Raw genomic sequence first — 16,896 nt, forward strand, 5'->3', positions numbered from 1 at the left:
AACTACTTCTCCTTCGGTGACATGCCGGACGAGCGGCCGGCGGTGGTGCGGACCTCGACGATCGGCAACAGGGTGCGAAGTGCCGCGTTCTCGGCCGGGTCGAGTACGGCGTGTTGCACGCAGGCGGGGACGAGGGTGCCGTTCTCGGGGTGGGCCATGGCGTAGTGGCAGGCGGCCAGCCGCTCCTGGGTCTCGCGCAGCCGGGGCTCCATGGCCTGCTCGCCGCGCTGCATCATCTCCCAGGCCGGGGCGACGACATCGGCGTCCATGAACTGATGCATGACGAACGTGACCGGGCGCACCCGCATCCGGTGGCGGGCCAGCCGCAGCAGCCCGACGCGGCGGGCGGTGCGGGCCAGCCAGCGAAGCGCCATCACCGCCGTGGACGGGTGGCGGGCCACCACCCGCAGGACCCTGGCGGCGAGGAGGGCGGGTGGGGTTCCGGTAAAGGTGACCTTTCCGAAGTATCGGAAGAACGCGTCGCGTACGGCGAGGTCGCGCGGGTCGTCGCCGTCGAGGAACGGATACCAGCGGCTGCCCACGTAGAAGCCGTAGGCGGTCCGGTTGCAGCGTACATCGCCGTTCTCGAAGACACGGTAGTCCAGCCGGGTCCCCGCGCCGCGCTCGATCTCCGCCCACACCGCGTCCGGGGTCGCCTCGCGGAACTTCTCCTTCCAGCGCCGCTCGTCGCCGAGGAACGCGGCGGGCTGGAAGGAGAACATGCCGTAGCCCATGGCGTGGCAGTCGCGGATCACGCCCGCGATCTCGTCGAGGTTGCCCGGAGTGACGGTCATGTTGTGGGCGAGGAAGAACCGAACCCTGTGCTCGTGCCGCAGACGGGTGAACATGGCGGCGAACCGTGCCCGGTACGGGTTCAGCGACTTCTCGTCCGGCGGGCGTTCGATGCCGCGCCTGCCATACATGAACTTGTCGAAGTGCGCGGCGAAGGACAGCCGCCCGATACGCCGTGTGCCATCCGGGCCGAGTGCGAGGCGGGTGAGGTAGTCGTCGTCGAAGTCGCCGTGGGTGAAGCTCATCGGTTCCCTGCCGTGCTCCCGCATGATCGTCAGCGCGGCGGCGTGGTCGTCGGGGGTGAGCAGGCTGACCTCGCCGCCGATGAGCTGGGTGTGGGCGCGGGGGCCCCGCAGCTCACGCAGCAGCGCCATCTGCGCGGCGATCTGGTCGTGGGTGTGGGGGCCGTCGATGCGTACTTGGTTGGCGTCCCGGGAGTGATAGCAGGGGGTGCACTTGAGGTTGCACTTGGGGAAGACGCCGTGGGTGCCCTCGCAGCCGACGCCGTGCCGGCCCAGGATCTGGCCGGGAGTTCTGGCGGCTTCGGGGAGTTCCGCCCAGCGGCGTTCCATGGCCTCGGCGAACTCGGTGTCGTAGGGGCGAGTGGCATTTTCGAGGGCGCGCAGTGCCGTGATGATCCGCATCAGTGGTTCTCCTGCTGTCTCCGGGCTGCCACGAGGGCTGCCCCGGCGGTGAGGGAGGTGGTCCGGGCTCGCCGTAGTCCGCGCCACAGCAGCCAGGCGTACAGCAGCATCAGGGCGTCCTCGACGAGGACGTACCAACGCAGCGGCTGGGCGAGGTTGGCCCCGAAGCAGCCGCAGTTGTCGAGGACGAGCCCGCGGGCGAACGCCTGGGCGGCGAGGGCCGACCACATCACCGCGACGCCCGTGTACAGCCACACGGGCGTGATAGCGCGGGAGCGGGGCCGGGCCAGGAACCAGCCGGCCGTCACCGCCTCAGCGTTGATCAACGCCACGGCCAGAGCGGTTGAGGCCGCGCCGGACGTCAGGCCGTAAGTGGTGACGATGGCGGGCATCGCGTCGAACGAGGCGAGCTGGCCCAGCGCCATCGCCAAGAGGACGGCGCCCAGGACGATGCGGAGGATCATCGGACCACCGCTCTGCGGAGCTTCAGCAGCGCCCCGATGGCGCCGCTTCCCCGGGCCAGACGGGCGTAGACATCGGCCAGCGCCGTATGCCAGGGCCCGTCGGTGTACGTGGGGTAGGGGTGCACGGTGCGCGCGTAGTCCGAGGGCGTCCAGCCCAGGCGCACCGCCGCCGCCAGATGGGCGATGGTCTCCCCGGCCCTCGCAGACACCACCGTGGCTCCGACGATCTTTCCGCGCGGGCCCAGCACGAGGGTGGTGAAGCCTTCGGTGCGGCCGTCGGCGACGGCCCGGTCGACCCGGTCGTTCTCCAGGGTGTGGACGCGTGCGCTCTCGCCGTACTCTTCGCGTGCCTCGTCGGTGGTGAGGCCGACGCGGGCGATCTCGGGGTCGGTGTACGTCACCCAGGGCACCGCCCGGTAGTCGATGGGCCGGCGTACGCCGAGGAGAGCGTCGGCGGCGACCGCTCCGCCCTGCGTGCCGCCCAGGTGGGTGAAGGCCGAACGGCTGGTGACGTCACCGGCGGCGTAGATTCGGTGGTTGGTGGTGCGCAGCCGGTCGTCAGTGCGGACGTGACCGGTGCCGGTCAGCTCCACACCGGCCGCCTCCAGGCCGAGCCCCTGGACGTTGGCGCGGCGGCCCGTGACGGCCAGCAGCGCGTCGTACAGGAGAAGGCCACCGGGCCCGTGGACGGCATCGGCATCGACACTCTCGGCACGGTAGCCCGTCAGCACGGTGACACCCTCGGCCTCCAGCCGCTCCCGCAACACCTGTGCCGCCCGGGGTTCCTCGCGGGGCACCAGGCGGCCCATCGCTTCTACGAGGGTGACCTGTGAGCCGAGCCGGGCGAACGCCTGGCCCAGCTCGCAGCCGATGGGCCCGCCGCCCAGCACCACCAGGCGGCGTGGGAGTTCGGACAGTCCCCAGACGGTGTCGCTGGTCAGCGGGTCGGCCTCGGCCAGGCCGGGGACCGGCACCAGGGCCGGCGAGGAGCCCGTGGCGATCAGCGCGTACCGGAAGGAGACCTCGCTCTCGCCCGCGGTCAGGGTTCCCGGGCCGGTGAAGGACGCCGCGCCGTAGGTGACGTCGACTCCGTACGGGGCGAGCGCCTCGGCCGAGTCGTGCGGTTCGATCGCACCGATCGCCCGCTTCACCTCCGCCATGGCCGCCGCGAGGTCGGCCCGGCCGGACACCGGCGGGAGCCCGTAGGCAGCCGCGCGGCGGGCCGCCTGGACGTCGGCGGCCACGTGCAGCAGCGCCTTGCTCGGCACGCACCCCGTCCACAGGCAGTCCCCGCCCAGCCGGTCCCGCTCGACGAGCAGCGTGCGGGCGCCGAAGCGCCCGGCGGTGCGGGCCGCGGTCAGCCCGGCGCTGCCGCCGCCGATGACCACCAGGTCGTACCTGTTCATGGTTCGGGCTCTCCTAGGTCGGTGCGCCGTCGGGACGGCCGGTGCGTGGTCGCGGGACGTGAGGGAAACCCGGTGACACCGTCTGGGCCTTCCCCTTTCTCAGACCCACGATCACGGTCAGCAGCGCGACCAGGCGTCATCCGTCCGCGTCCGGCGTGTCCGAAACGGAATGCGGAGCCGGCCCGGCAGGGTTCCCGACGGAAAGCACACGGGGACGAGCCGTCCCCATGACTCGGACGAGGGGCGAGGGCTCGATGGACGAACCGGACTGGCGGCGCTTCATCGGCGCCTACCACCAGGCGCACCCCGGTATCACCGAGCAACTGCTCTCCCTGGCCGATACTTCCCCCTACGCCTGGCTGGCCGAACCGCTGCGCGGTATCGAGGGCACGGTCCTCGATCTGGCCTGTGGCTCGGCGCCCACCCGTGACGAACTCCCTGACGCCGACTGGGTCGGGATCGACCTGTCGGCGGCAGAACTCGCCGAAGCGGCACGCCGTGGCCGCGGACCACTGGTCCGGGCCGGCGCGGACGCGCTCCCGGCCGCCTTCGCGAGCGCGGGGGCGGTCTGCGCGGCCATGTGCCTGCCGGTCGTCACCCCCCTGCCGCAGGTCCTCGGGGAGATCCGGCGTGTGCTGCGGCCCGGCGGGGTGCTCGCGGCGCTGGTGCCCTCCCAGTCCGGGCTCTCCCCGTCCGGCATGCTCGGCTGGCTCCGGGTGATGGCAGCCCTGCGCGCCGTACGCCAGCCGTGGCCCAACCCGCAGGCCCGTGACGGGCTGGCCGATGTGCTGCGCACGGCGGGTTTCCGCGTCCGCTGCGACGAGCGGCGTGTCTTCACCCTGGCCATCGACTCGGCCGACGCGGCGGCCCTGCTGGCCGATGCCCTGTATCTGCCCGGTCTGACACCCGACCGCTCCCAGGCTGCCAAGCGTTCCCTGGCACGGTGGGCGGCCCCGGGGCGACGCCTGGAGCTGCCGCTGCGCCGCGTGGTGGCCGACCTTCCCGCCGAACCACCGTCACAGGAGCCGCTATGAACCACCAGTCAACCCCCTCCTCCGCTACCGAGCCCACGCTGCCCGCCACCGGCCCGTGCTCCGATGCGAGCCCGGTCGGGGTGGCGCGAAGGCCGGCGCGCGCGGCGTGGATACGGCTGGCCGTCCTCGTGGTCCTGCTGGTGGCGCTCGGGGCCTGGGTGGCAATGGGAGGCGGGGACCTGTTGCGCGAGGTGCGCCAGTGGGTCGACTCGCTCGGCATGTGGGGGCCGGTCGTCTTCTCTGTCTGCTACGCCTTGGCCGTGACGGCGCTGCTGCCCGGCTCTGTACTGACCGCCTCCGCGGGGGCGCTGTTCGGGTGGCCGCTGGGGGTGGCGGCCGTGCTCGTGGGAGCGACGGCGGGTGCGGCCCTGTCGTTCGGCCTCGCCCGCTGGCTGGGGCGTCCGGTCGTAGCCCGCTATGCCGGGTCGGGGCGGCTGGCCCGGCTGGACGCCTATCTGACACGCCGCGGGTTCGCGGCCGTGCTGCTTGTGCGGTTGGTGCCGCTGTTCCCCTTCTCGGTGATCAACTACGGGGCGGGGGTGGCCGGTGTCCGCTTCTCCTCCTACGTCACAGCCACGGCCCTGGGCATCATCCCGGGCACCGTCGTCTACACCGGGCTCGGCGGTTCCCTGGGCGACCCCGGCTCCCCCGGGCTGCGGATCGCCGTGAGTTCTCTGCTCGTGCTGAGTGCGGGAGGCTGGTGGGCGGCACGGCTGATCCGCTCCCGCAGCGTCGAGGCCGGCGCGACTGCCGGTAGGCGGTGACGACCCGGGGGACGCCGCCGACGAACGTCCCGTGAGGGAGCAAGTCCGTGCTGATGTGGAGGAAGCCCACCGCGCCTCGGAGCGCGTCCGACGGCATCAGCCCTGCACACCGGTGGTTGATCGCCGCTGACCTGAGACCGTCCGGATCACGGCACAGCGCAGGGGGAATGACAACCGCCGCACAGCGGGTTCCCGTCGCGGCCCGGCGAACCACCGGCCGGAGCACGAGAGATCACTCATCAGGGAGAGACATGGCGACGATTGACGTATCCCCGGGGCAGCAGACGCCCCCCTCGTCCGTGGCGGAATCGGTCAGGGACTACTACGGAAAGGTGCTCGCCTCCTCTGCGGACCTGAAGACCTCGGCCTGCTGCACGGACACGGCGCCGCCGCCCCACATCGCCGCGGCTCTCGCGCAGGTGCACGACGAGGTCATGGAGCGTTTCTACGGCTGCGGTTCGCCCATCCCGCCCGCACTTGACGGGGCCACTGTGCTCGACCTGGGCTGCGGCAGCGGGCGGGACGTCTACGTGCTGTCCCAACTGGTCGGCCCCACCGGCCGGGTGATCGGCGTCGATATGACCGAGGAACAGCTGGCCGTGGCGCGCCGCCATCAGGACTGGCACGCCGAACGGTTCGGCTACGCCAACACCGACTTCCGCCACGGCTACATCGAAGACCTGGCCACGGCCGGCATCCCGGACGCCTCCGTGGACGTGGTGGTCTCCAACTGCGTCCTGAACCTGTCGCCGGACAAGCCGCGCGTCTTCGCCGAGATCTTCCGCGTCCTGGGGCCCGGCGGCGAGCTGTACTTCTCCGACATCTTCGCCGACCGCCGCCTGCCCACCCCCCTCCTCGACGACCCCGTCCTCGTCGGCGAATGCCTCGCCGGCGCCCTGTACACCGAGGACTTCCGCCGCATCCTTCAACGCGCCGGCTGCCCGGACGCCCGCACCGTCACCACCTCCCCGGTGGAGATCAGCGACCCGGACATCGAGCAGAAGATCGGCTTCGCCGCCTTCACCTCCCGCACCGTCCGCACCTTCAAGCTCCCCCTGGAGGACCGCTGCGAGGACTACGGCCAGGTCGCCGTCTACCGCGGCACCATCGCCGAACACCCGCACGCCTTCGACCTCGACGACCACCACCACCTCCGCACCGGCAAGCCGATGCTCATCTGCCGCAACACCGCCGACATGCTCGCCGCCACCCGCTACGCGGCCCACTTCACCGTCACCGGAGACAAGAGCCACCACTTCGGCCTGTTCCCCTGCGATCCCGTGGACGGGGCAGCCGCGTCGGCCACGGGCGCACCGTCGGGCTGCTGCTGACCGGGACGCCGGGCCACCGGGACGCCCGGCCGGCAGGGTTCGCGCGGGATCGGTGTCCTTCAACGCCGGGGCTGGTCCCGGCCCGGCGGCGTGGTGAGGTGATGAGCGAAGCGTCGTACCCGGGCTGACGCGAGAGACGGGGGCGTCCGCTGGGGATGGTGCCGGAGGGACGCCTTGATCAGCCGCAGCAGTTGCAGACTGCCGCTGCATGCCCAGCAGCAGGCGATGTGGGCGGCCACCCGCACGCGGTGCGCACCTGTGAGCTGCCCGTCGACGTACGCCTCCACCTTGCCCCGCAGCCGCACATGCCGTACCTTCTCCCGGCACTCCGCCCACACTCGCCCCGGCCCGGGAACGCGCTGCCATCTCATACCGCGGAAACCCGTCCCGCCGCACGCAGCATTCCAGCCCCCGCACATGCTCCTCACCTCGCCGCTGACCACAGTGGCGCCAGGGAGCGGAAAGCAGAAGGATGAAGAGGATGGAATGCGGGTCCGGGGAGAGGGGGTTTCCACTCTGTGGAAGACGAAGTGTCAGCGCCGCCTGACCCCGCGGACCTTCGGGGTCAGGCGTTCGGCGCCTATGTGCTGCCGGAGGTGGAGGTACTGCTGCGGGTGGCGATGACGCTGACCGCGCAGCCGGCGGATGCCGAGGACCTCGTGCAGGACACCCTTCTGCGCGCCTACCGGGCCGTGGACCGCTTCGACGGGAAGCACCCACGCGCGTGGCTGCTGACGATCATGCGGCGAGCCGAGATCAACCGCCACCGCCGCCGCCGTCCCCACCTCCTGGACGACCCGGACACCGATCTGGACCGGCTCAGCACCACGGGCCCCAGCGGGTCAGCGGAAGAGATCGTGGTGGGTGAGGCGTTCGACGAGGTGGTGGACGAGGCCCTGGGCGCGCTGCCGGACAAGCACCGCCAGGTGGTGCAGCTGGTGGACATCGACGGCCTCACCTATGCCGAGGCCGCCCACCTGCTGGACGTGCCCGAAGGCACCGTGATGAGCCGGCTGCACCGGGCGCGAAGGCGGATACGGGCGCGGCTGGCCACGGCAGGACTGGCACCGAAGCGAGGTGTGATGTGAAGAGGCGTCCATGGCGGCGGCGTGCGGCGGCCGAACGCCGAATGAACTGCATGCAGGTCGCCCGCGTACTGCAGTGCTACCTCGACGGCGAAACCGACGAGGTCACCGCACGCCGGGTCGCAGCGCACCTGGAGGACTGCTGGCGCTGCGGCCTGGAAGCGTCCGTCTACCAGGAGATCCACAACGCTCTCGCCCGCCGGACGAAGCCCGACAGCCGGGCGGTGGGGCGCTTGCAGGCGTTCGGCGCATCGCTTCTGAGCGACCCACCGGCCGGGGACGACGACGCGGAACACGGCACGACGCGCCCGGCAGGTGCCTAGCAGTGCTTGGCCAGGTTGGTGCTGGTTTGGGGATACTGTGGTGACAGGTGCGGGCAGGCGGCGAGCAGGATCTCTAGCTGGCGGAGGACTTGGCAGAAGCTCCGGCCAGCGGCGTTCCTTTTGGGGCTTGGGTCAGTCGTTGCACCCACGGCGTCTTCCCCAAGTGCAACCTGAAGTGAGCCTGCGCCAGTCATGCGGGAGCACCGTCACGAGCGATGAGCTTCACTCACGGAGAAGGCGACATCCTCGTCCCCGCCTGCGCACAGCACGCGAGACGCGCGGCAGGGACGGTCGCCTGTTGTCCCACGCGGGCGCGTCGATCGCTCCCAGGAGGTGGCAGTCGTGGCCCCTCATGCGGCTTCGCCGACAACCCTGCGGCCTGCCCCACGACAGGGGCACAAGCAGCACTCCCGTCTGAGGTCGTTCCCACTCTTCCCCCATAGGAATTGTTCGGTTTTCAGACGAAAATTACGGGTAGATCCCTTACAGGGACTGTGCGGCGTATATCCGTGGACTGGCAGCCCGTGGGGGTCGTCGGCCGCTGTCGCGCGCCGGTGCACGGCAGGAGGAGGGCCCCCGATGGATCCTTGGCTGATCTGGCTGATCACTGCAGCCGTCCTGGGCGTCGCGGAGATCTTCACCCTCACCGCCGCACTGGGAATCCTGGGAGTTGCTGCGCTGGTCACCGCGGGCGCCGCAGCACTCGGGCTTTCTGCCCCCCTGCAGTTCGTCGTGTTCACCGTCGTCGCGACGCTCAGTGTGCTGTTCGTGCGGCCTTTCGCCGTGCGCCGCCTGGCGGGACCCCCGACCGAGCGCTTCGGCATCGACGCACTGGTGGGCCAGACCGCCCGCACCCTCTCGGAGGTGACGGACCTGGACGGCAGGGTGCGCATCGGCGGCGAGGAATGGACGGCCCGCTGCTTCGACGATACGCAGGTCATCCCCCCTGGCACGACCGTCGATGTCATGGAGATCAGCGGCACCACCGCGTTCGTCTACCCCCGGGAGTGAGCCATGGAAGTCTCGGCGCTTCTCATAGCCGGCGTAATCGTCGCTCTGCTCGCGGTCTTCACGGTGCTGCGGGCGGTGCGGATCGTCCCACAGGCGCGCGCTCGCAATGTCGAACGCCTCGGCCGCTACCGCCGCACGCTGAAGCCCGGCCTCAGCCTCGTCATCCCGTACATCGACCGGGTCTATCCGCTGATCGATCTGCGAGAACAGGTCGTGTCCTTCAAGCCGCAGCCGGTCATCACCGAGGACAACCTGGTTGTCGAGATCGACACCGTCCTCTACTTCCAGGTCACCGATCCACGAGCAGCCGCCTACGAGATCGCGGACTTCCTCCACGGTGTCGAGCAACTCACCGTGACCACCCTGCGCAACGTCGTGGGATCCATGGATCTGGAAAAAACCCTCACTTCACGCGACACCATCAACAATCAGCTCCGCGGCGTTCTGGATGACGCCACCGGCAAGTGGGGACTGAGAGTCAACCGGGTCGAGATCAAAGCCATCGACCCACCGCAGTCCATCAAGGACGCGATGGAGAAGCAGATGCGGGCCGAGCGCGACAAGCGGGCCGCGATTCTCGGGGCCGAAGGGCAACGCCAGTCGCAGATCCTCACCGCCGAAGGCGACAAACAGTCCGCCGTCCTGCGCGCAGAGGGCAACCGGACCGCCGAGATCCTCAAGGCCGAGGGCCAGGCCCGAGCCGTCGACGAGGTGTTCCAGGCCGTGCACCGCAACGACCCCGACCCCAAGCTGCTCGCCTACCAGTACCTGCAGATGCTGCCCCAGCTCGCCCAGGGCCCGGGCAACACCTTCTGGGTCATCCCCAGCGAGGTCACCTCCGCACTCGAAGGCGTATCCCGGGCCTTCAGCGAGGCGCTCCCCCCGTCGCCGGCCACCCGCGAGACGTCCTCCTCCGACGCCAGAGCGGCGGAAGCCGCGGACGACGCGGCGCAGGCCGCAAATGCCGCCGCGGAGGCCCTCGCCGCCGCGGCCAAAGCCGACACCACCACCCTCCCGTTCGACCCGCTCACCGACGACAGATGAGAACCCGGACACCGAGCGCAGCGAAGCACGATTCCCGCAAGGCGGAGCCGTCAGATGCGCCCACGCTGCCGATCACCGCCGTAGGCGCCGACGGGCCTGTCCAGGTGGACGGGCTTGAATTGGCGGACCCTGACGCCACCGGCAGATCTGCCGGTGGCGATCTTCGTCGAGGGCCAACTCGACGGTGTCGTCGGCGAACAGAGCTCGGCGGCGGGCGTAGTCGATGGGGACCGGCGCGCGTTGACGACGTGGACGAGTGGACCGGGGCGCTGGCGATGTGGTCGGAATCCACGAAAGCCAGTAGTGCCTCCAGATGGCTGCGAAAGTGTGGATTCCCCAAGAGACGGGCGACCGTCATGTGGCCGATCGGCCCTCTGAGAAGCAGCATCAGGCTCGTGCAGCGCGGCGCATGCCGCCGATCCACGGCTGGTGCGGAGACTTGGGCGGCAGCAGCCGGAGCATCCAGGACGACCCGAGCATTCCGGTCAGCTTCGCAGGCCGCGTCGCGCCTCACCTACACCTGCAGTCGCCGCGCGATGCCAGCATTCCCCCTGGCATCGCGCCGAAGACGACCGGGGCGGTCACAGTCGGCAGTGTCCGCCCTTGCCCTGTCACCTCGAACCAGACGGATCGGACGCCCGTGGTTGGGCCCCGCACGATCCGGCTCCCTGCACCCGGCGGCGTCCTATCCAGCCCGGGCCCGGGCCTGCGCGAGGCGGTAGGAATCGATGATGTTCCCGCCGAAGTAGGTCGGTCCACGATGGCCTCGCAGACCTGCGGCTGGGGTCACTTCGAGTTCTTCGCCTCGAACACGGCCACCTCGTTCATACCGGTGAACGTCGCCGGCGCACGACATCGCGGCGCAGCGCGGTCTCCCGCAGCTCGGTCAACTGTGTCTGATCCGTCCACGACAAGGCTGGGGATTCTGGCCTGCTTGTTCGGGTGTCCGTCCACCGGCGCGAGAGGGTTGACGCCGCCGCCGCGGCTCGGGCTGCACTCAGGGGCGCGGCGGACGGTGGTTGGTCGTGAGGCGTGTGCGGCGGTAGCTACGGTGTGTTCTGGGCTGCGGCGCCGGTGCTGGGGGTGGGCGTGCTGGTGGGGGTTCGGGTGCGGGAGAGTGCTTGTTGGTCGGCGAGGGCGATGGCGAGTTCGCCGGCTGCGTTGGGGTGCAGGGGTGCGTCTGCGTCGGGTCCCTGGACGAAGGGCTGGTCGCTGCAGAGCCGGTGGCCGTCGAAGTGTTGGGGTACGGCGGTGAAGTCGAACGTCTGGGCGCCCTGGCGCAGTACGGAGTTGAGTTGGTCCAGCCGGGATTTGAGGATCTTGGCTTTGTCGGTGGTGATGTTCTGGTCCTTGAGGCAGTCGATGTTCTCGCCGAAGGGGTTGTAGTACTCGTTGATCAGTACCCGGGGGTGCTGGGGCAGAGCGGCGACGTTGCTGAGCAGGTCGTAGTAGGCGGTGGTGAAAGCTGCGATCTGCTGCTGGAAGTAGGCGGTGGAAGCCCGGTCGTCGCAGGCGTTCGCGGCGGCGCAGAGCGCGGCCATAGTGGACCAGTGGATGTCGTTGGCGCCGATACTGACGATGATCACCGAGGCTTTACCGGCTCCCATCGCGGCCGACAGCTGGGGCGGCACCTGGGTGGTGCCGCGTTGCTGGGGGCCGAGCAGTCCGTCGCGGATGGTGGCGCTGCTGCAGGCCAGGTTGAGAATGTTCCAGTTGTTGGCGGCGGCGAGGTAGAGCGCGTAAGCGTCCTTGCTGCGTCCGCATGCCGTGTCCGTGGTGGTGGGGTGGTCCAGGGGAGCGTTGCCGATCGCGGCGGCGGTGGAGTCTCCGATGACCACGGCCTCTACTCCCGGTTGGGCGGGTGTGCCGACGGCCTGCACGGGTGTGGGTGTGCTGGGTCCGACCAGGTCTTCGATGCCGCGGACCTGCCGTAGCGCGGCGGGGGTGGCGGAGGCCAGGAGGTAGACGCCGAGGGCGTTGAGCGCGAACACACTCGTGACGGCGATGGCGAGCATCCACAGCATCGACGCCCGGCTGGAGCGGCGGATGCCCGCGACGGCTACGGCGATCAGCGCGGCGAACCCTATGGCGATCAGCGTTTCCCACAGCAGGTAGCGCGTCCAGGCGGAGGTGAGCTGCTCGCTCAGGTCCTTCCCGGCGGCCTGCGCGCCTCCCGACTTGGTGAGGGCGCCGGCCTGGGCGTTGAGGGAGATGTGGGTGAGCTTCAGGCGCGGGCGGATGGGTCCTTCGAACCGGGGCTGGGTGGGGATGGTCTGGCCGAAGAGTTCGAGTTCGCCTGGCCCGGACATGTTCAGGTCCGGGGTGGCGGCGCCCACCTGTACGGTCTGGCCGGCCGGGGAGACGGTCTGCAGGGGAGTGACGCGTACCGACAGCCACACGGACAGTGCGGCCACGGCCAGGACGGCGGCAGCGTACCCGAGGAGGGTCGGTATCCGGCGGAGCCACGGGCGCATACGGGTCCTTGGCTCGGCCGGAACGGTTGTCGGCGGCTCGACCTGTCTGTCCGCCGGGCGGGCTGCGAACAGCCGGTGCCAGGCTGTCACGGCAGGAGTGCGACCCTACCGGGTCTGCACGGTTGAGCGGTCTTCGGCGGCGGCCCGGTGATCGGCTGGCGGCGCAGGGATACCTGGGAGGGGCTGGGAGCCGGGTAGGGCAGGATGGCAGGTCATGCCGGGGCGGCTGGAGGCGGCCCGGCTTGACCGTGATCCCGAAGATGGCAGGTGCCAGGATGATGAGAAGGTGGGCGCCGATGCTGACGGCCAGGGTGGGGGCGGCGGGGACGCCTGCGGACTGGGGGCGCGAGGCAGGGGCAGTGTCCTGTGCGGCGGTGATGGCTGGTGACCCGGGCTGTGACCTTGCACGATGTGATGGTGGCGGGCATCGCGGTGGCGGTGGGCGCGGCAACGGGCCTGGTGGCACGGGTGGTGCTGCGGTGGCTGGGCGAGCGGGCGAGCCGGACGCGGTGGAGCGGTGATGAGATCGCCGTTGACGGGTTGCGGACGCTGGTGCCCTGGGCGGCCCTGGCAGCCGGGGTGTCGGCGGCCGGAGCGGGCAGCCTGCCGCCGACTGCGGCCGTTCGCCACAGCCTCCACCTGGTGTTGGTCGCGATGCTCATCCTGGCGGCCACGCTCACCGCGGCTCGCACCGCCGCGGGCCTGATCCGGGCGCTGGCGCTGTCGCGGTCCGGGGTGGCCGGCTCGGCCACCATATTCGTCAACATCACCCGTAATCGGCCTCGTCCTGCTGCAGACGCTGGGCGTTTCGGTCGCCCCGCTGCTCGCCGCGTTGGGCGTGGGCGGGCTGGCAGTGGCGCTGCAGGACACGCTGGCCAACCTGTTCGCGGGTGTGCACATCCTGGCGTCGAAGAAGGTGCAGCCCGGCGACTACATCCGGCTCGGCAGTGGCGAGGAGGGCTATGTCGTCGACATCAACTGGCGCTACACCGTGGTGCGTCAGCTGCCGAACAACCTGTTGATCGTTCCGAACGCGCAGCTCGCCGGGGCGATCATGACCAATTACCATCAGCCGGAGCAGCAGATGTCGGTGCTGGTGCAGGCGGGCGTCGGCTATGGCAGTGACCTGGATCATGTCGAGCGGGTGACTACCGCGGTGGCCGTTGAGGTGATGGCGCAAGGTTCCCGGCGGAGTCCCCGGCTACGAGCCGACCGTCCGGTTCCATACGTTCGGGGAATCCAGCATCGATTTTTCGGTGATCCTGCCGGCCCGCGAGTTCGGCTTCCAGTACCTGGTCAAACACGAGTTGATCAAACGCCTGCACCGGCGCTACCAGGCTGAGGGCATCGAGGTCCCCTTCCCGATGCGGACCGTGGTCGTACCGCACCAGGACCAGATACCCGTGCGCCGGTCCGGAAAGGCGGATTTCGGTCCTGCCCAGATGCCGGTAGCCGCAGCGGGCACGCCGACATCCGGGTAGCAGGCCGGAGACAGACACCCCGCCCCATCGCCTCGCTCTGTGCCTTGGGTGTTCAGCCGTGCCGCCCGGCCTGCTGCGACAGCCAGGCGGGAACGACTGAACACCGTCGGGAACGCAGGAGGGGCTGGTCAGGATCGGCGGAGGGTGGCGAGTTCGGCGTTGAACTGTGCTCCGGTCAGGAGGGCGAGGTTGGACAGCCACAGCCAGACGAGGAAGACGACGATGCCCGCGAGTGATCCGTACAGGCGGTCGTAGGTACCCGCGTAGGTGGTGTAGAGGGTGAAGCCCACGGAGGCCAGCAGCCACAGGACGACGGCGAGCAGCCCGCCGACGGCGCGGTGGCGCAGGCCGTAGGCGGTGGCCTGGCCGGAGCGGAACAGCACCAGGACCAGGACGGTGACCAGGCACGCCAGCAGCGGCCATTTCCCGACGTTCCACGCGGTGACCCCGGCGCCGTCCACCCCCATGATCCGGCCGGCGGTGCGGGCCGCGTCACCGGTCAGGACCAGGGCGAGCACACTGGAGACGAGCAGGGCCAGCAGGACGAGCGCGGTGATCACGGTGAGGGGGGCCTTCTTCCACAGCGGACGCCGGTCCTTCACCCCGATCATCGCGTGCAGGGCGCGACGGAAGACGCTCAGGTAACTGGAGGCCGACCACAGAGCGCCCACGGTGCCAAAGGCAGCCAGCAGCCGTGCGGGTGTCTGCTGGTCGGCCATGCTCTTCAGGGCACGCAGGATGGCGGGGCGCGACGGAGCGGGGACGACCGCGGCCACCTGATCGACCAGGTGCGCGCTCGCCGGGGTGTCGGCGATCCCGATCAGAGAGAGCGTCACCAGCAGGGTGGGGAAGATGGTGAGCACCGCGTAGTAGGTCAGCGCGGCGGCCCAGTCCGTCGCGTCCTCGTTCCACAGAGCTGCCGGTGTCCTGCGCAGCGCCGCCCACCAGTCACGGCGGCTCGGCACTGCGGCCGGGCCCGGGTGGCGAGGCGGGGGTGGTGCCGGTTGGTCGATGGTCACACGGTGTCCCGTCGGTGAACGCGCCTCACCTCCCGTGGCCGGCGCAGGGTCGGGCCGGCGCACGCACGGCGGTGGGAAGCGGGCTGAGGGAGGCCAGCGTACGGGCGACGGGCGTCAGCAGAGCCTTCGGGGGGATGCGCCGGCCGGAGCGATGGACAAGGGGACCAGGCCCGCAGGACACTTGACTGAGACAGCCCCTGGCTGTGCACGGTTCGAGCGGAGGTGCACGGTGGACTGGTGGGTGTGGGTCATGGTCGTCATGGCGGCAATGGTGGTGCTGGTCGCCTGTGCGCTGTGGACGCAGGCGAGGCGGCGCCGGGGCGGCGCTGTCGCGGTGCATCGCGGGCGACGGGGGAAGCCGGGCACGAAATGACCGCGCTGATGCTGGCGACCGAGATCGCCAAACGACCGGTGGTGACCCTTGCCGGGGAAGCCGTCGCGCAGGTCAAGGACACCGTCTTCGATGGCCCCGGCGGACGGGTCGCCGGTTTCACCCTCAGCGGTGGCGGACTGTTCTCGGGGCCGCTGAAGCGGGCACTGCCCTGGGCTGGGGTCACGGGGCTGGGCAGCCACGCCGTGATGATCCGCGACGAGAACGTATTCGAGGACCGCGCTCAGGTCGCCGACCGGTCCGAGACCGGGGGCGGCAACGTGCTGGGCTCACGCGTCCTCACCGATACCGGCACCGACCTTGGCCGGATCACCGACGTGGTCATTGAGGTGAACGAAACCTCCGCGACCGCGGTGGGCTACGCCATCGCATCCAGCGAAGTCCTCGGCCACCACGAACGGATCGTGTTCATCCCGCTGTCCCAGACCATCGCGGTCTCCGGCGAGGCCCTGGTCGTCCCGGCACTCGCGGCCGAATTCGTCGCCGAGGACCTCCCCGGCTTCACCGAGATGATGCAGGCATTCCGGGCCCGCCTGACGGAGGCATGATGCTGCTCAGCGAACTGTCCGGGCTCACCGTGATGAGCAAGGCCGACGCCGTCGCCATCGGCACCGTCGCAGGCATCGTCATCGACCCCGCGGCATCCCGCGTGATCGCTCTGCACCTGGCGAAGACCAGCGGCGCCGGAAAGTTCCTGGCCTGGCCGGACGTTCACGCGGTCGGACCGGACGCGGTCATGGCCCCCGACGGGGGCGCCCTGCGGGACGCCGACGACGAACTCGCCCCGCTCGCCACCGCCTCGAGTGGCCTGCTCGGCAAACGCCTCCTCACCGACCACGGCGAGGAGGACGGAATCGTCCAGGACATCGACTTCGACCCCCGGACCGGCAGCGTGTCCGCCCTGCTCACCTCCGGCGGCAACATTCCCGGAACGCGCCTCATCGGCATCGGTTCCTACGCCGCCGTCGTCCGCACCCCATGAACCACGCGGCCGCGGCCTGGTTACGCTCTTGCCGACCGGGACTTCCCGCGGCCGGTTCTGCTCGTACGGTGACCCGTATGGACAGGTGAGGGGTTCGCCGACTGCGGCTGGTCGTGGTGGTCGCTGGCGATGATGCCGGGCCGCGCTCACTGGGCCCGTCCCAAAACAGGAGCGCATCAGCGCGCCCAGGGACGTGGTCTTCGATGTGATCGCCCAGCCCTATCTCGGGCGAGCCCCGCCGCGGCCCACCGAGCGGTTGGCTCGGCCGCGCACGCACCGGGCACCTCCGACTGTCACTTCACGCGCTTCCTGCCGGTGACCAGTTTGGTGATGTACTTTTCGCCGTCGGCATACGCCTGGTCGTGGGTGTAGCTTTCGGAGACGTACTGGCGTCGGCCGGTTTCCTTGTCGGTGACGAGCACCCGGAACCCCAGGGCGCTGCACCCGCGCCTGAACGGGACGCCGACACCCATCAGTCCCTCTGCCACATCAACGGCAAAACGCTCACGGCTCACCCGTCCGGGCACCGCACACTCCCGGCTGCGGCCGGTCCCGAATCTGAACGGTCCGATGCGGATGGTGCGTCGCATGACGCCTCCCTGCGGATATAGGACGATTCTACGCGCGATCAGCCGGTACGGGGCTCTCCCA

Annotated in this window: 16 protein-coding genes and 1 pseudogene; 10 read left to right on the plus strand and 7 right to left on the minus strand. The window is 70.2% G+C overall.

Annotated elements, in window-relative coordinates; translation table 11 throughout:
• Positions 1–2: 2 nt before the first annotated feature.
• The 3 genes from O3X23_RS07480 to O3X23_RS07490 are packed head-to-tail and all read right to left on the minus strand — an operon-like array spanning position 3 to position 3,306.
• On the minus strand, positions 3–1,436 hold the full coding sequence (locus O3X23_RS07480) for a radical SAM domain-containing protein (RefSeq protein ID WP_269270401.1): 1,434 nt from the start codon (positions 1,434–1,436) through the stop codon (positions 3–5).
• On the minus strand, positions 1,436–1,900 hold the full coding sequence (locus O3X23_RS07485; protein ID WP_269270402.1) for a MauE/DoxX family redox-associated membrane protein: 465 nt from the start codon (positions 1,898–1,900) through the stop codon (positions 1,436–1,438). Before O3X23_RS07485 ends, O3X23_RS07480 begins: the two co-directional genes overlap by 1 nt.
• Positions 1,897–3,306: a dihydrolipoyl dehydrogenase family protein gene (locus O3X23_RS07490; RefSeq protein ID WP_269270403.1), complete on the minus strand. Its 1,410-nt coding sequence runs from the start codon at positions 3,304–3,306 to the stop codon at positions 1,897–1,899. The genes O3X23_RS07485 and O3X23_RS07490 overlap by 4 nt, the downstream gene beginning before the upstream one ends.
• Before the next feature lie 227 nt (positions 3,307–3,533).
• On the opposite strand from O3X23_RS07490, the gene O3X23_RS07495 reads away from it, so the two are divergent.
• The 3 genes from O3X23_RS07495 (at position 3,534) to O3X23_RS07505 (ending at position 6,435) form a co-directional block, all read left to right on the plus strand.
• Entirely contained in the window at positions 3,534–4,340 is an 807-nt protein-coding gene (locus O3X23_RS07495; protein ID WP_269270404.1) for a class I SAM-dependent methyltransferase, read from the plus strand.
• A complete protein-coding gene (locus O3X23_RS07500; RefSeq protein ID WP_269270405.1) occupies positions 4,337–5,104 on the plus strand; it encodes a TVP38/TMEM64 family protein in 768 nt (255 codons plus the stop codon). Before O3X23_RS07495 ends, O3X23_RS07500 begins: the two co-directional genes overlap by 4 nt.
• 251 nt (positions 5,105–5,355) lie before the next feature.
• Entirely contained in the window at positions 5,356–6,435 is a 1,080-nt protein-coding gene (locus O3X23_RS07505; protein ID WP_269270406.1) for a methyltransferase domain-containing protein, read from the plus strand.
• 59 nt (positions 6,436–6,494) lie between these two features.
• Here the strand turns inward: O3X23_RS07505 and O3X23_RS07510 are convergent, their stop codons facing one another.
• Positions 6,495–6,854 carry an anti-sigma factor family protein gene (locus O3X23_RS07510; RefSeq protein ID WP_331283886.1) on the minus strand — a complete coding sequence of 120 codons (360 nt, stop codon included), beginning with the start codon at positions 6,852–6,854 and terminating at the stop codon, positions 6,495–6,497.
• A 111-nt stretch (positions 6,855–6,965) separates the two neighbouring features.
• On the opposite strand from O3X23_RS07510, the gene O3X23_RS07515 reads away from it, so the two are divergent.
• From O3X23_RS07515 to O3X23_RS07530, 4 genes are all read left to right on the plus strand, one after another.
• Positions 6,966–7,523 carry an RNA polymerase sigma factor gene (locus O3X23_RS07515; protein ID WP_269270408.1) on the plus strand — a complete coding sequence of 186 codons (558 nt, stop codon included), beginning with the start codon at positions 6,966–6,968 and terminating at the stop codon, positions 7,521–7,523.
• A gap of 50 nt (positions 7,524–7,573) precedes the next feature.
• Positions 7,574–7,843 carry a zf-HC2 domain-containing protein gene (locus O3X23_RS07520; protein WP_269270409.1) on the plus strand — a complete coding sequence of 90 codons (270 nt, stop codon included), beginning with the start codon at positions 7,574–7,576 and terminating at the stop codon, positions 7,841–7,843.
• A 579-nt stretch (positions 7,844–8,422) separates the two neighbouring features.
• Positions 8,423–8,854, plus strand: a complete 432-nt coding sequence (locus O3X23_RS07525; protein ID WP_269270410.1) for an NfeD family protein — start codon at positions 8,423–8,425, stop codon at positions 8,852–8,854.
• A 3-nt stretch (positions 8,855–8,857) separates the two neighbouring features.
• Entirely contained in the window at positions 8,858–9,898 is a 1,041-nt protein-coding gene (locus O3X23_RS07530; RefSeq protein WP_269270411.1) for an SPFH domain-containing protein, read from the plus strand.
• 1,046 nt (positions 9,899–10,944) lie between these two features.
• Here the strand turns inward: O3X23_RS07530 and O3X23_RS07535 are convergent.
• Positions 10,945–12,372 carry a GDSL-type esterase/lipase family protein gene (locus O3X23_RS07535; RefSeq protein ID WP_269270412.1) on the minus strand — a complete coding sequence of 476 codons (1,428 nt, stop codon included), beginning with the start codon at positions 12,370–12,372 and terminating at the stop codon, positions 10,945–10,947.
• Between the two features lie 384 nt (positions 12,373–12,756).
• Between O3X23_RS07535 and O3X23_RS07540 the strand changes: the two are divergent.
• Positions 12,757–13,853: pseudogene (locus tag O3X23_RS07540) on the plus strand (mechanosensitive ion channel family protein).
• Between the two features lie 128 nt (positions 13,854–13,981).
• Here the strand turns inward: O3X23_RS07540 and O3X23_RS07545 are convergent.
• Positions 13,982–14,872 (minus strand): YihY/virulence factor BrkB family protein, encoded by an 891-nt coding sequence (locus tag O3X23_RS07545; protein ID WP_269270413.1) that lies wholly within the window; start codon positions 14,870–14,872, stop codon positions 13,982–13,984.
• A 294-nt stretch (positions 14,873–15,166) separates the two neighbouring features.
• Between O3X23_RS07545 and O3X23_RS07550 the strand changes: the two genes are divergently transcribed.
• Positions 15,167–15,811 carry a PRC-barrel domain-containing protein gene (locus tag O3X23_RS07550; RefSeq protein WP_269270414.1) on the plus strand — a complete coding sequence of 215 codons (645 nt, stop codon included), beginning with the start codon at positions 15,167–15,169 and terminating at the stop codon, positions 15,809–15,811.
• A complete protein-coding gene (locus O3X23_RS07555) occupies positions 15,808–16,245 on the plus strand; it encodes a PRC-barrel domain-containing protein (protein WP_269270415.1) in 438 nt (145 codons plus the stop codon). The genes O3X23_RS07550 and O3X23_RS07555 overlap by 4 nt, the downstream gene beginning before the upstream one ends.
• Before the next feature lie 293 nt (positions 16,246–16,538).
• Here the strand turns inward: O3X23_RS07555 and O3X23_RS07560 are convergent, their stop codons facing one another.
• Positions 16,539–16,835: a hypothetical protein gene (locus tag O3X23_RS07560; protein WP_269270416.1), complete on the minus strand. Its 297-nt coding sequence runs from the start codon at positions 16,833–16,835 to the stop codon at positions 16,539–16,541.
• Positions 16,836–16,896: the final 61 nt, after the last annotated feature.

The organism is Streptomyces sp. H39-S7 (assembly GCF_027158205.1).
In the GTDB taxonomy this organism is placed as follows: Bacteria; Actinomycetota; Actinomycetes; order Streptomycetales; family Streptomycetaceae; genus Actinacidiphila.

Excerpts from the sequence above, each read along its gene's own strand:
- O3X23_RS07480 (WP_269270401.1), bottom strand. The coding sequence starts at position 1,436 with ATGCGGATCATCACGGCACTGCGCGCCCTCGAAAATGCCACTCGCCCC.
- O3X23_RS07485 (WP_269270402.1), bottom strand. The coding sequence starts at position 1,900 with ATGATCCTCCGCATCGTCCTGGGCGCCGTCCTCTTGGCGATGGCGCTG.
- O3X23_RS07490 (WP_269270403.1), bottom strand. The coding sequence starts at position 3,306 with ATGAACAGGTACGACCTGGTGGTCATCGGCGGCGGCAGCGCCGGGCTG.
- O3X23_RS07495 (WP_269270404.1), top strand. The coding sequence starts at position 3,534 with ATGACTCGGACGAGGGGCGAGGGCTCGATGGACGAACCGGACTGGCGG.
- O3X23_RS07500 (WP_269270405.1), top strand. The coding sequence starts at position 4,337 with ATGAACCACCAGTCAACCCCCTCCTCCGCTACCGAGCCCACGCTGCCC.
- O3X23_RS07505 (WP_269270406.1), top strand. The coding sequence starts at position 5,356 with ATGGCGACGATTGACGTATCCCCGGGGCAGCAGACGCCCCCCTCGTCC.
- O3X23_RS07510 (WP_331283886.1), bottom strand. The coding sequence starts at position 6,854 with ATGTGCGGGGGCTGGAATGCTGCGTGCGGCGGGACGGGTTTCCGCGGT.
- O3X23_RS07520 (WP_269270409.1), top strand. The coding sequence starts at position 7,574 with ATGCAGGTCGCCCGCGTACTGCAGTGCTACCTCGACGGCGAAACCGAC.
- O3X23_RS07525 (WP_269270410.1), top strand. The coding sequence starts at position 8,423 with ATGGATCCTTGGCTGATCTGGCTGATCACTGCAGCCGTCCTGGGCGTC.
- O3X23_RS07530 (WP_269270411.1), top strand. The coding sequence starts at position 8,858 with ATGGAAGTCTCGGCGCTTCTCATAGCCGGCGTAATCGTCGCTCTGCTC.
- O3X23_RS07535 (WP_269270412.1), bottom strand. The coding sequence starts at position 12,372 with ATGCGCCCGTGGCTCCGCCGGATACCGACCCTCCTCGGGTACGCTGCC.
- O3X23_RS07555 (WP_269270415.1), top strand. The coding sequence starts at position 15,808 with ATGATGCTGCTCAGCGAACTGTCCGGGCTCACCGTGATGAGCAAGGCC.
- O3X23_RS07560 (WP_269270416.1), bottom strand. The coding sequence starts at position 16,835 with ATGCGACGCACCATCCGCATCGGACCGTTCAGATTCGGGACCGGCCGC.